Below are 11867 nucleotides of genomic sequence, written 5' to 3'. Positions count from 1 at the left end.
CCACCCGGAAATCCGGGTGGGGCCCACCGTCTAGCTATCGGCTAGCGGGAAGCGAGAGCCTCAGCTCTGGCCGCCGGCCAGCTTCTCGCGCAGAGCGGCCAGGGCCTCGTCGGAGGCCAGGGCGCCCGAGCCCTCGTCGCTGCTGGACGAGTAGGAACCACCGGCGGCAGCGGCGACGGCGTCGCCACCCTCCTCGGCGGCCTGGGCGTCGGCCTCGCGGCTCTTGATGACCTGCGCCTGGTGCTGCTCGAAGCGCGACTGCGCCTCGGCGTACTGGCGCTCCCACTCCTCGCGCTGCTTCTCGAAGCCGGGCAGCCAGTCGTTCGCCTCGGGGTCGAAGCCCTCCGGGTAGATGTAGTTGCCCTGGTCGTCGTACGAGGCGGCCATGCCGTACAGGGTCGGGTCGAACTCGACCTCGGCCGGGTTGGCACCCAGGGCCTCGTTGGCCTGCTTGAGCGACAGGCTGATGCGGCGACGCTCGAGGTCGATGTCGATGACCTTGACGAAGATCTCGTCGCCGACCTGGACGACCTGCTCCGGGATCTCGACGTGGCGCTCGGCCAGCTCGGAGATGTGGACCAGACCCTCGATGCCCTCGTCCACGCGGACGAACGCACCGAACGGAACCAGCTTGGTGACCTTACCCGGAACGACCTGGCCGATCTGGTGGGTACGGGCGAACTGCTGCCACGGGTCCTCCTGGGTCGCCTTCAGCGACAGGGAGACGCGCTCGCGGTCCATGTCAACGTCGAGAACCTCGACGGTGACCTCCTGGCCGACCTCGACAACCTCGGACGGGTGGTCGATGTGCTTCCAGGACAGCTCGGAGACGTGCACCAGGCCGTCGACGCCACCCAGGTCCACGAAGGCACCGAAGTTGACGATCGAGGAGACGACGCCGGAGCGCACCTGGCCCTTCTGCAGGGTGGTGAGGAAGGTCTGGCGGACCTCGCTCTGGGTCTGCTCCAGCCAGGCACGGCGGGACAGGACCACGTTGTTGCGGTTCTTGTCCAGCTCGATGATCTTGGCCTCGAGCTCCTTGCCCACGTAGGGCTGGAGGTCGCGGACGCGGCGCATCTCGACGAGCGAGGCCGGGAGGAAGCCACGGAGGCCGATGTCGAGGATGAGACCACCCTTGACGACCTCGATGACGGTACCGGTGACGATGCCGTCCTCTTCCTTGATCTTCTCGATCGTGCCCCAGGCACGCTCGTACTGAGCGCGCTTCTTGGACAGGATGAGACGACCCTCCTTGTCCTCCTTCTGGAGAACCAGGGCCTCGATGTTGTCACCGACGGCGACGACCTCGTGCGGGTCAACGTCGTGCTTGATCGAGAGCTCGCGGGACGGGATGACGCCCTCGGTCTTGTAACCGATGTCGAGGAGGACCTCGTCACGGTCGACCTTCACGATGACGCCCTCGACGATGTCGCCATCGTTGAAGTACTTGATGGTCTCGTCGATGGCGGCGAGGAAGGCCTCCGCGTCGCCGATGTCGTTGACCGCGACCTGCGGGGTGGTGCTGAGGGAGGAGTCGGTGGGGCTCGTCATTAGGAAAAGGGCTCCGGTACGGACATGAAAGTCGTAGGTAATGCCACGCGGAGGGCCCGTATCGCTCCCACCGAAAGCCGGACAGCCAAGAACACGGCACACCGGTGGTCCCGTAACAACGAGAACCGGCGTCCGTCTTGCGACCGTGGGGTCTTCGACAGATGCGAGCGCGACCTGCTCCGTCCGAGGCGCGCAGGCCCGCAGCGCAACTTGTAGCATACGGGGACGGCCAGGCACGGTCAATGCCGAAGGACGGCAAGACGGTGGAGCCCGGTACGGATCAGGCCATATCCTCCGAATGCGCGCCTCGCGGCGGCGCCCGAAGGGGCCACGTCCCCGGATGCCACCGCCAGGATCCGGACCCTGACGGGCCGGTTCGCGGCAGCGGCGCTTCCGCACTCCATACCCTACGCGATGGGCATTGTCACCGTGGCCACCACCCCCCAGGCAGACCTGCACGATCTTGACACCTCCTCCGCGCAGGCCGGATCCCCCGCGCAGCCCGAGGAGGACGGCGACGACGCGGTGCGCCGCGCGGCCGGCACCGGGGAGAGCAGCCGGGCCAGCCGGCACTGGTGGGACCGCAACGCCGACGAGTACCAGGACGAGCACGGCGAGTTCCTCGGCGACGACCGCTTCACCTGGTGCCCCGAGGGCCTGGACGAGGCCGACGCCCGCCTGCTCGGCGACGTCGCCGGCCGCGACGTGCTGGAGATCGGGGCCGGCGCCGCCCAGTGCTCCCGCTGGCTGACCGCCCGGGGCGCCCGGCCGGTCGCCCTCGACATCTCCTACCGCCAGCTCCAGCACTCCCGCCGGATCGACCTCGGCCGCGGCACCGAGCCCGTCGCCGTGGTCCAGGCCGACGCCGCCGTGCTCCCCTTCGCCGACGCCTCCTTCGACCTCGCCTGCTCCGCCTACGGCGCCGTCCCGTTCAGCGCCGACACCGCCGCCCTGATGCGCGAGGTCCACCGGGTCCTGCGGCCCGGCGGGCGCTGGGTGTTCTCGGTGACCCACCCGATCCGCTGGGCCTTCCCCGACGAGCCGGGCGTCGAGGGCCTCACCGCGACCTCCTCCTACTTCGACCGCACCCCGTACGTCGAGCAGGACGAGCAGGGCCGGGCCACCTACGTCGAGCACCACCGCACCGTCGGCGACCGGGTCCGCGAACTCGTCGCCGCCGGCTTCCGGCTGGTCGACCTGGTCGAGCCCGAGTGGCCGGCCGGCCTGGAGCAGGAGTGGGGCGGCTGGTCCCCGCTGCGCGGGCGGCTGATCCCCGGGACCGCGATCTTCGTCGCCGAGCGGGGCTGACCGTGCCTCCCGTGTGGCACGACCTTCCCGTCCGCACCGCCCTGCCCGCCCTGCACGAGGCGCTGGACGGGCCCGGCACCGCCGTCCTCGCCGCGCCGCCCGGCACCGGCAAGACCACCCTGGTGCCGCTCGCGCTGGCCGGGCTGCTCGGCGACGGCCGGCCCGTACGGCGGGTGCTGGTCGCCGAACCGCGCCGGCTCGCCGTACGGGCCGCCGCCCGACGGATGGCCTGGCTGCTCGGCTCGCCCGTGGGCCGCGAGGTCGGGTACACGGTGCGCGGCGAGCGCCGCACCGGGCCGGACACGGTGGTCGAGGTGGTCACCACCGGCGTCCTGCTGCAACGGCTGCAGCGCGACCAGGAGTTGCCCGGCGTGGACGTGGTGGTGCTGGACGAGTGCCACGAACGGCACCTCGACGCCGACACCGCGCTCGCCTTCCTGCTGGACGTCCGGGCGGCGCTGCGGCCCGAACTGCGGCTGGTCTGCGCCTCCGCCACCTCCGACACCGAGGCCTGGGCCGAACTCCTCGGCGGCGCCTCGGTGGTGGAGGCGCACGGGACCTCCCACCCGGTCGAGGTGGTCTGGGCGCCGCCGCCGCGCGCCGTCCGACCCGCCCACGGCACCCGGGTCGACCCGGCGCTGCTCGACCACGTCGCGGCGGTGGTGCGGCGAGCGCTGGGCGAGCGGGCGGGGGACGTGCTCTGCTTCCTGCCCGGTGTCGGCGAAATCGGCCGGGTGGCCGGTCAGTTGGGCAATCTTCCCGTGGAGGTGTTGCAGCTGCACGGCCGCGCCCCGCAGGCCGTCCAGGACGCCGCGCTCACCCCGTCCCCTTCGCGGCGGGTCGTGCTCACCACCGCCGTCGCCGAGTCCTCGCTCACCGTGCCCGGTGTCCGGGTCGTGGTGGACGCCGGACTGGCCCGCGAACCCCGCACCGACCACGCCCGCGGGCTCGCCGGCCTCGTCACCGTCCGGGCCTCGCTCGCCGCCGCCCGCCAGCGCGCCGGCCGCGCCGGGCGCGAGGCCCCCGGCACCGTCTACCGCTGCTGGAACGAGGCCGAGGACGCCCTCGCCGCCCGCTTCCCCACCCCGGAGATCGCGCTCGCCGACCTCACCCCGTTCGCCCTCCAGGCCGCCTGCTGGGGCGACCCGGACGCCACCGGCCTCGCCCTGCCCGACGCCCCGCCCGCCGGGGCGATGGCCGCCGCCCGGCAGACCCTCACCGCCCTCGGCGCGGTCTCGGCGGACGGCCGGGCCACGCCGCGCGGGGTGCGCCTCGCCCGTACGGGGCTGCACCCCCGGCTGGGACGCGCCCTGGTCGACGGGGCGGCGGCGGTCGGTGCGCGGCGGGCGGCCGAGGTCGTCGCGCTGCTTTCCGAGGAACCGCCGCGCGCCCTCGGCGACGACCTCGGGGCGGTCTGGCGGTCCGTCCGTTCCGCGAAGGACCCGTACGCCGGCCGCTGGCGCGACGAAGTCCGCCGACTGCTGCGCGCCACCACCGACGAGCCCGCCACCGACCTGCCCGACGCGGCCGCCGCCGGCCTCGTCGTCGCCCTCGCCTTCCCGGAGCGGATCGCCCGCGCCCGCGTCGAACGGCCCGCCCCCGGCGAGCGCAGCCCGTACCTGATGGCCTCCGGGACGGCCGCCGAACTCGCCCCCGGCACGGCGCTCGGCGCCCTGCCCTGGCTCGCCGTCGCGGTCGCCGACCGCCCGGCGGGGTCGCACTCGGCGCGCATCCTGCACGCTGCGGCGCTGGACGAGAACACGGCGTTGGCCGCCGGGGCGGCGCTGGTCACCTCGCGCGAGGAGGTCCACTGGGACACCCGCCGGGGCGAGGTCGTCTCCCGCCGGGTCGAGTCGCTGGGCGCCATCGAGCTGGCCGAGAAGCCTCTCGACCGCCCCGACCGCTCCCTCGTCCGCGCCGCCCTCCTCGAAGGCCTCGGCCGCGAGGGCGTGAGCACCCTGCTGACGTTCCGCTCCGGCCTCCGCGAACGCCTCGCCTTCCTCCACAGCGCCATCGGCGCCCCCTGGCCGGACGTCAGCGACGAGGCACTCCTCGACCGCGCCGACGAGTGGCTGGAGCCCGAACTCTCCCGCGCCCGCCGCCGCACCGACCTCGCGAGGATCGACACGACGGCTGCCCTCCAACGCCTGCTGCCCTGGGCGACCGGAGAAGCCGGACGGCTGGACGAGCTGGCCCCCGAGCGCATCACGGTGCCCAGCGGATCGAAGATACGAGTCGACTACACCACCGAACGCCCAGTGCTGGCCGTCAAGTTGCAAGAACTCTTCGGCTGGACCAAGACGCCCACCCTGGCCGGTGGTCGCATACCGTTGACCATCCACCTCCTCTCCCCCGCCGGCCGCCCCGCCGCCGTCACCGGTGATCTGGAAAGCTTCTGGCGCGAGGGCTACCGCGCCGTCCGGGCGGATCTCAGGGGCCGCTACCCCCGCCACCCCTGGCCCGAAGACCCGACCACCGCCGAACCCACCCGCCGCCTCAACGCCCGGAAGTGACAGAGAGGACGCCATGGCCCTGACCGCCCCGATCGTCACCCGTCCCCAGGAAGCCGAACTTCCCTTCGCAGCCCTGATCCTGGACTTCGTCGGCGTCCTGACGGCCAATGCCGGACCGGCGCACGGAGAGTGGTGCCTCGCCCAGGGCCTCGACGCCGGGGCATGGCGCCAGACGCTCGGCTATGAGCCGGAAGCCTGCCGCCTGTACACCGAGCTCGAAGCCGGCCGACTGAGCCAGGCGGAGTGGAACCGGCGGGTGGCCCCTATCCTCGGCGTCCCGGAGCACGCGAACCTGATGGGCCGGGCTTGGTCGGGCGTCCGGCCCGCCGACGACATGATCGCGCTCGCCCGCTCGGCACGGCAGGCCGGTCTCAAGGTCGCGCTGCTGTCCAACTCCTTCGGCCTGGACCCGTACGACCCGTACGAGGCCCTGGGTGTCTGGGAGTTGTTCGACGAGACGGTGATCTCCGAGCGGGAGGGCATGGCCAAGCCCGATCCGGCGATCTACCAGCTCACCCTGGATCGGCTCGAACTGCCGGGCGAGGCATGTGTCTTCGTAGACGACCAGCCGAGGAACCTGGCCCCGGCCGAAGCCCTCGGCATCACCACCGTCCTCGCCGACGGCACACCCGGCAACGCCTCCCACATCGCAGCTCTGCTGGGATTCCCTGCCGTGCTCTGAGCCTTCACATGGCGGCCGGGACCAGTGAGTCCGCCGCGGGAGCGTCCGGGGCACCTTCGTAGACACGCCTGGACATGGTCCACCACCTCCACCGCCTGGCTCGTCACAGCAGGTGACGACCGTCATGAGCCCGGACGCTTGGCACGGCGTCGTCCCGAAGCCCGTCCAGGACACGTACGGCATAGACCTCGGCCATGCGTTCGGAGACCTCGGTCGGCGAGAGCCAGGCGACCTCGACCGACTCCTCCGAGAGCCGCATCGCCTCGCTCTCCGGTCGGCAGCGAAGGACGAGGGCGACGATCCCTCGGCTCACGTTCTTGTAGACGCCGGTCAGCCGCTCCACGCCGACCCTGATCCCGGTCTCCTCGTAGACCTCGCGTCGCACGCCGTCCTCGACGGCCTCGCCCAGTTCCAGCACACCACCCGGGGGTTCCCAAGTTCCGTTGTCAGCCCGACGGATCGCCAGCACGCAGCCGTCCTCGCGCACCACCACTCCGGCGACCGACACCGAGTGGAGCGGAGTCTTCCCGGCACCGTTGCCCATGTGCAGGAGGATAGGAGCCCTGAAGGACCATGGCGAGTGGTGAGGTGGCCTCGTCGACCACAGCGATCGGACACACCACCGTCCTGGGCTCACCGTAGATGCGCCGTCCGGGCGTCGCGGCCGATCCCACCGAGCAGCGGTAACGTCACGATCATGTCGCCGTCGAAGCGCTCGGCATCACCACCGTCCTCGAAGTCCCGACACACTCCGAGCTGCCGCCAACACGGCTGACAGCCACGTCGTTCCGGCACCGGGAGCCGAGTGACGGGGGTACGGTCCGTTCTGAGGCCGCTCACCTTCGGAGGCTCCCATGACGCAGTGGTCCGACTACTCCACCGGCCAGCGCATCAAGATGCTGCGGGCAGGCATGACCCAGGAAGAGCTCGCCGAGGCCGCCGGGGTGTCCGTTCCGACCGTCCGCAAGGCCGAGAAGGAGGGCGGCAGTATCGGCCTGCCGTCGCTGCTCAAACTGTCCGCCGCACTGCATGCGGACGTATCGGTGATCCTCGGGCAGCAGGCACCCCGAAGGGCCTCGCTGATCGGCGACAGGGCGATGCTGCGAGGGCTGTCCCGCACCGTGCACGACACCGCCGCAGGAGTCGGGACCGATGTGGAACCGCCGGACGCCGCAGGACTGCGGGCCGATCTGGCGCGGGCATGGGCGGACTACCGGGCGGGGGACTACACCCGGGCCGGCAGCCTCGCCGCCCCGGCCATCACCGAGGCCGCGGCCCTCCTGCGCTCCGCCCCGGACGGCGAGCGGTGCGCGGCCCACGGCATCCTCGCCGACGCCTACCGACTCGCCTCCTACACCGCGCAGTTCCACGGCGCCCGCGACCTCGCGTACTCGGCGATCGGCCACGCCCGACACCACGTCCACTTGGCCGCCGACCCGTTGCGGGCCGCGATGGTGGACTGCGGCCGGTCCTGGATCTACATGCGCGACGCCCGCCTCGACCAGGCCACCACCACCGCCGAGACCGCGTTCGCATCCATCGAACCCCGTTACGCGGAAAGGGATCCGGAGACGCTGGCCACCTACGGATGGCACGTCACCTTCGCCGCCGTCGTCGCCTCCCGCCAGGGCGACGGCGACCGGGCCCGCGACCTGCTCTCCCAGGGACACGCGGTGGCAGCGCGGATGGGCCGCGACGCGATGATCAACGGCACCAGCTTCGGGCCGACCACGGTCACCGCGCAGGCCATCGGCATCCACACCGTCATGGGCGACCCCGGCAAGGCCCTGACGCTCGCCCGCAACCTCGGCGACCTGTCCCCGCTGCCGCAGGCCGCCCGCAACCGGCTCGCTCTGGACATCGCCCTCGCCCAGGCCGACACCCGACAGTACGACGCAGCCCTGGACACCCTCCTCCAGGTGTGCAGCGCACAGCCCGACTGGGCCCGTCACCAGGCCCTTCCGGGGGCGATCATGCAGCGCGCCGGTCACGCCAGCACCACCCGCCTGCGGAAGCTCGGCGCCATCCTCGGCATCAACCTGTTCACCCACTGACACCACACCGACACAACCTGCAGAATCCCGGGCAGGTACGGGTCCGACACGGGCAACGCCCCGCTCACACCGCGGCCCGGCCCGAAGATCATCACCATCGCTTCGGAGCATCCCGGTGGGTGTCCGCCAGTCCCTGCCGGCTGGGCCCGCTGCCCGTGCCGCCACGTACCAGCAACTTGCTTCCCCCGCGGGCCTCCCCGCCGCCGTCACCGGTGGCCTGGCGTGACGGGAAGACCCCACTACCCGTCTGCGGGTAGTGGGGTCCGAGGCGGTTCGCAGGACGCGTCAGACGTCGCCGAACTCTCCGAAGCGGACGGCGGTCACAAACGACTGCCATGCGTCCGACCGGAAGACCAACACAGGACCGTGGGGGTCCTTGGAGTCGCGTACCGTTCCAGGGCTCAGGTCATCGACCTCGACACACCCGCCTTGCCCGTTGCTGTAGGAGCTCTTTCGCCACGCGGCGTCAGCCGGATGGTCACCGTGCATGCCGTTCATAATCCTTCCGTACCTCCCGGATCACGGTTTCACTCTCCGGCCGGGTCAGGGCATCGACTTGATGCCGATCGTCCTGGCCAGCCCATCTGGCCAGGAACTCAGAGTCCCGTTCCAGAAGGCCCCGTCCGAGCGCTTCGGGCAGCAAGGTGCCAGGCAGATCGCAACAGGACCGCTACCGGAGGTAGTTTCCCAGGAGAGCCTCCCGGTGCTGCCAGGCAAGCCGCAGAAGGGCCGCACCGGCAGGCTGCATCGGTTCGTTGCTTGTAAGGCGATCCACCTGCTCAGCGGTGAACGGGACGCCGACCGAGCACCCGGTCGCGTCCTCCGGTCCGACCCGATGGCCTTCGTCGTTGCTGGAGACGATCCGCTGGAACGTCTCATCGAACAGGTCGGCGTCGAACACGGCGACGGTCAGCATGTCGGTGACGAACGTCAGCGGATCCATGCCGAGGCCCAGCCAGAAGACCCGCAGCCTCCCGTCTTCGCGAGCAGTGGTGAGCTTCTGGTTGAGCGGCCAGGCCGCGTAGTCGATGGGCGCCCTGTCGCTTCCGTAGTCCTCGGTGCCACCGAGGAGTTCCTCGTTCAGCTCCCTGAGGATCGCCCGCCAGAGATCGAAGTCGTTCCCCTCGTTCCATGGTGCGTCGTGTGACGCCTGGAACATCCCGACGGGCATGACCTGGTAGAGGCCTCCACCGCTGGCGACCTTCTCGGGGTCGCGCCAGTGCAGCACGAACTCGGCCTCGCCGGTTGCCCGATCGTTCCGGATGGTCAGCGTGCTCGTTGCCGCCATGACGGGCCGATGCAGGAGGTCGGTCGGATCGGCGATGGACGCGCGGAACGGCGTTGCCGCAGGATCCACCGGCTTGTCCGGGCTCTCCAGGGCTGCCGCAGCGTACTCGTGTGCGGCGGCCTCGCAGATGTTGATCACGTCGAAGTACCGGCCCCGGCCGAAGGTCAGTCTCGGGCCGGCGGCTGATCCCTCAACGTCGAGCAGGCGGTAGCAGTTTCGGTTCTCGAACAGCCTCGGCTTGGCGAGATCCCGGACCGCGTCCGCATACGTGCGGTAGACGGTCCCGTCCTCCCGGCGCGGCCTGATCTGATCAAGCTCAGGCTCACCGCCATTCAAGGGTGCTGCGGGCGCGTCTGGCTTCCAGCTCAGCCGGACGTGCTCCAGCGGCACCGGCTGTTCCGGAATCCAGTGCTGTCGGGCCAGAAGGGGTGTCCCCGGGATGAGACTCCCGGGCGTGTTCTCTGCCAGCAGCCGGCCGGTCAACGCGTAACGCTGGTCGTTCAGGAAGCCGCGCACCCGTCGCCACTGCTCGACGCTGGCCAATGGGGTGGGCTGGTCATCTGCCACGGGTGCGCTGGGCACGATGCTCCTTCTTTGCAGCGGGCGCGACGCCCTGCGGTCGACTACGAGCCGATGCCGCACCCGGGACATGGAATCCATCTGGCGCGAGGGCTACCGCGCCGTCCACGCCAATCTGAGAGGCCCCCACCCCCGCCACCTTTGGCCCGGAAACCCCACAACAGCCGAACCCATGACAGGTCGCCCAATCTGAGGTCACCCAGATGCGAGTTCGGTAACGCGCTGGGCAAGTTCGGGGGCACCGGGGATTCCTCGTGCACTGTAGACGGCCATGGCCGAGCGCACGGTCTTGAGTTCCTTCTTGTTCCGGTCCGATGCCACGCCGTCCATGAGGTCCAGGCACTCGTTCCACAGGATCACGGCCTCCTCGTGACGGTGCTGGGCAGCCACGGACTTGGCGAGGTTCGCGAGAGTCAAGCCGCGAACCCGCTGATATGTCGACGGGACGCGGTCCTGCAACGCCGCGCGATAGTGCCGTTCGGCGGCTCGGTGGTCCTCCATCCCGGTCAGGGTCTTGCCAGTATGCGAGGCCACGGTGGCCGCGACCGGGCCTGAGGCGCCAGCGTACGAGGGAACGCCGTCATCACTGGCAAGCATGGCATCCTCCGCAGCGAGGAGTGCTCCGGCAGCGTTCTTGCTCCGGCCGCTTGCTCCGTACGCCCGGGCGGCTGTCACCAGCAACAGCGCCTCCGTCTTGCGGTCGACTTTCCCCTGGGCCCGCGTCAGCGCGGCCTCGGCCAGTTCCACGCAGTGTGTGGTCTGGTTCAGGTCAAGGGCCTGGTGGGTGAGGGCACGCATCATCCAAGCCCCGTGACCTGCGGGATCGGACTCACAGGCAAGTTGGTAAGCGAGAAGGTAGAACCTCTGGGCGGCACCCTCGCGACCGAGGTCGTGGCACTTCCATCCGACCAGGGTCGCCAGCTCGGCCGCCGCCCCGTACGCGCTCCGCCGAATCTCCTCGGACGGGAACGTGGCCTGGAGCATCGGCACGACGGCATCCACCAGGTAGGACGACACCGTGGAGAGTCCGTAACCACCGCCCAGCCTCTCATCGGCAGTTCTGAACATCTCGGTGAGCTGCCGGACGGTGGACACCTCTTCGGCACCGGCTCTGCGGCCGGCCTTCGCACCTCGCAGTGTGGCGGCGACTGCCTGGCGGTCGTAGCTGAGCGGGAGCCCGACAATGCCGACAGCGAAAGCGAGGGCGAGGAAGTCGCGACGGTGGAGCATGACAAGTCTCCCCAGATCGGCAGCGGTTGCCAGAGGATCAGGGGCCATGACCTCCCTGAACGCCGGGAAGCCTAGACCGATCTCGGCGGTCGTCACCTTCCGCCTCGCCATTCTCGTCAACGCCTCGGCAAGGTAGGCCGCGGTTCGGCCCGTTGGAGTACCGCCCCTCATCCAGGAGAGCACAGCCGACCGCGAGGTGTGCAGCGTCTCACCGGACTCCGCCGCGACGCCGCGAATCACCTTGGCTAGGGCTTCGTACGTACACCCGACTTCCTCGATGACGGCCGTCAGCTGCCGATTCGGCTCCTTACGTCCAGTCAACTCATGCCACCAGAAGTGACCTTGAACAGATTGAACGCGATGGACGGCCCATCACCGTACCGCCAGAGCGTGTCCAGATGTTCACTGATTGCACATGCCTGCACTTCAGAGGAGGTCGATGCCTCATGGCCAACGCGTTCTTCGATCCGCGCCTGCACGAGCCGATCGGGGCCAGCATGCTCGTCATCGGTAGCCGCATCCTTGCTCAGCTCGCCAAGCGCGGAACCACGCCGACCGTCCTGGACGGAGTCCAGCACAACTTGTTCCTCTGCCCGGCCGTGATCGGCACGGACATACAGCGCGTTGTCGACGCCATCCTCAACCTGGCGACTGCGCATGGC

The 11867-nt window shown here is 70.5% G+C and carries 11 protein-coding genes; 5 read left to right on the top strand and 6 right to left on the bottom strand.

All coding sequences use genetic code 11. The features are described 5' to 3' along the window. Nucleotides 1-60 precede the first annotated feature (60 nt). Nucleotides 61-1551, bottom strand: a complete 1491-nt coding sequence (gene rpsA / locus ACFU6K_RS03265) for a 30S ribosomal protein S1 (RefSeq protein WP_049653883.1) — start codon at nucleotides 1549-1551, stop codon at nucleotides 61-63. A 414-nt stretch (nucleotides 1552-1965) separates the two neighbouring features. On the opposite strand from rpsA, the gene ACFU6K_RS03260 reads away from it, so the two are divergent. From ACFU6K_RS03260 to ACFU6K_RS03250, 3 genes are read left to right on the top strand one after another with little or no spacing between them, the layout of a single operon-like run. Continuing rightward, nucleotides 1966-2859, top strand: coding sequence for a class I SAM-dependent methyltransferase (locus tag ACFU6K_RS03260; RefSeq protein ID WP_380660584.1), 894 nt, complete (start codon nucleotides 1966-1968; stop codon nucleotides 2857-2859). 11 nt (nucleotides 2860-2870) lie between these two features. Continuing rightward, nucleotides 2871-5372 (top strand): ATP-dependent helicase HrpB, encoded by a 2502-nt coding sequence (gene hrpB, locus ACFU6K_RS03255; protein WP_380660583.1) that lies wholly within the window; start codon nucleotides 2871-2873, stop codon nucleotides 5370-5372. A 13-nt stretch (nucleotides 5373-5385) separates the two neighbouring features. Further along, the gene (locus ACFU6K_RS03250; RefSeq protein ID WP_380660582.1) at nucleotides 5386-6054 is read left to right on the top strand and encodes an HAD family hydrolase; all 669 of its coding nucleotides are present in this window, start codon (nucleotides 5386-5388) and stop codon (nucleotides 6052-6054) included. A gap of 103 nt (nucleotides 6055-6157) precedes the next feature. Here ACFU6K_RS03250 and ACFU6K_RS03245 read toward each other — a convergent pair whose 3' ends face one another. After that, nucleotides 6158-6610: an NUDIX hydrolase gene (locus ACFU6K_RS03245; RefSeq protein WP_380660591.1), complete on the bottom strand. Its 453-nt coding sequence runs from the start codon at nucleotides 6608-6610 to the stop codon at nucleotides 6158-6160. Between the two features lie 298 nt (nucleotides 6611-6908). Between ACFU6K_RS03245 and ACFU6K_RS03240 the strand changes: the two genes are divergently transcribed. Next, nucleotides 6909-8108 (top strand): helix-turn-helix domain-containing protein, encoded by a 1200-nt coding sequence (locus tag ACFU6K_RS03240; protein ID WP_380660581.1) that lies wholly within the window; start codon nucleotides 6909-6911, stop codon nucleotides 8106-8108. A gap of 285 nt (nucleotides 8109-8393) precedes the next feature. Here ACFU6K_RS03240 and ACFU6K_RS03235 read toward each other — a convergent pair whose 3' ends face one another. Both ACFU6K_RS03235 and ACFU6K_RS03230 read right to left on the bottom strand, forming a co-directional pair. Beyond that, on the bottom strand, nucleotides 8394-8597 hold the full coding sequence (locus ACFU6K_RS03235; RefSeq protein ID WP_380660590.1) for a DUF397 domain-containing protein: 204 nt from the start codon (nucleotides 8595-8597) through the stop codon (nucleotides 8394-8396). Between the two features lie 181 nt (nucleotides 8598-8778). Continuing rightward, nucleotides 8779-9978: an XRE family transcriptional regulator gene (locus tag ACFU6K_RS03230; protein ID WP_380660580.1), complete on the bottom strand. Its 1200-nt coding sequence runs from the start codon at nucleotides 9976-9978 to the stop codon at nucleotides 8779-8781. A gap of 1 nt (nucleotide 9979) precedes the next feature. Between ACFU6K_RS03230 and ACFU6K_RS03225 the strand changes: the two genes are divergently transcribed. Next, nucleotides 9980-10168, top strand: a complete 189-nt coding sequence (locus ACFU6K_RS03225; RefSeq protein ID WP_380660579.1) for an ATP-dependent helicase C-terminal domain-containing protein — start codon at nucleotides 9980-9982, stop codon at nucleotides 10166-10168. A gap of 2 nt (nucleotides 10169-10170) precedes the next feature. Here ACFU6K_RS03225 and ACFU6K_RS03220 read toward each other — a convergent pair whose 3' ends face one another. Both ACFU6K_RS03220 and ACFU6K_RS03215 read right to left on the bottom strand, forming a co-directional pair. Beyond that, entirely contained in the window at nucleotides 10171-11526 is a 1356-nt protein-coding gene (locus ACFU6K_RS03220) for a tetratricopeptide repeat protein (protein WP_380660578.1), read from the bottom strand. Then, a complete protein-coding gene (locus ACFU6K_RS03215; protein WP_380660577.1) occupies nucleotides 11523-11864 on the bottom strand; it encodes a hypothetical protein in 342 nt (113 codons plus the stop codon). Before ACFU6K_RS03215 ends, ACFU6K_RS03220 begins: the two co-directional genes overlap by 4 nt. Between the last annotated feature and the right edge of the window lie 3 nt (nucleotides 11865-11867).

This window comes from Kitasatospora sp. NPDC057512 (assembly GCF_042802135.1).
Taxonomy (GTDB): domain Bacteria; phylum Actinomycetota; class Actinomycetes; order Streptomycetales; family Streptomycetaceae; genus Kitasatospora.
Note: the sequence above shows the minus strand (reverse complement) of the source record. Positions and strands in the feature narration are given on the sequence as shown.

Coding starts and splice junctions, on each gene's coding strand:
- ACFU6K_RS03215 (WP_380660577.1), bottom strand. CDS start 11,864: ATGCGCAGTCGCCAGGTTGAGGATGGCGTCGACAACGCGCTGTATGTC.
- ACFU6K_RS03240 (WP_380660581.1), top strand. CDS start 6,909: ATGACGCAGTGGTCCGACTACTCCACCGGCCAGCGCATCAAGATGCTG.
- ACFU6K_RS03225 (WP_380660579.1), top strand. CDS start 9,980: ATGCTCCTTCTTTGCAGCGGGCGCGACGCCCTGCGGTCGACTACGAGC.
- rpsA (WP_049653883.1), bottom strand. CDS start 1,551: ATGACGAGCCCCACCGACTCCTCCCTCAGCACCACCCCGCAGGTCGCG.
- ACFU6K_RS03235 (WP_380660590.1), bottom strand. CDS start 8,597: ATGCACGGTGACCATCCGGCTGACGCCGCGTGGCGAAAGAGCTCCTAC.
- ACFU6K_RS03260 (WP_380660584.1), top strand. CDS start 1,966: ATGGGCATTGTCACCGTGGCCACCACCCCCCAGGCAGACCTGCACGAT.
- ACFU6K_RS03250 (WP_380660582.1), top strand. CDS start 5,386: ATGGCCCTGACCGCCCCGATCGTCACCCGTCCCCAGGAAGCCGAACTT.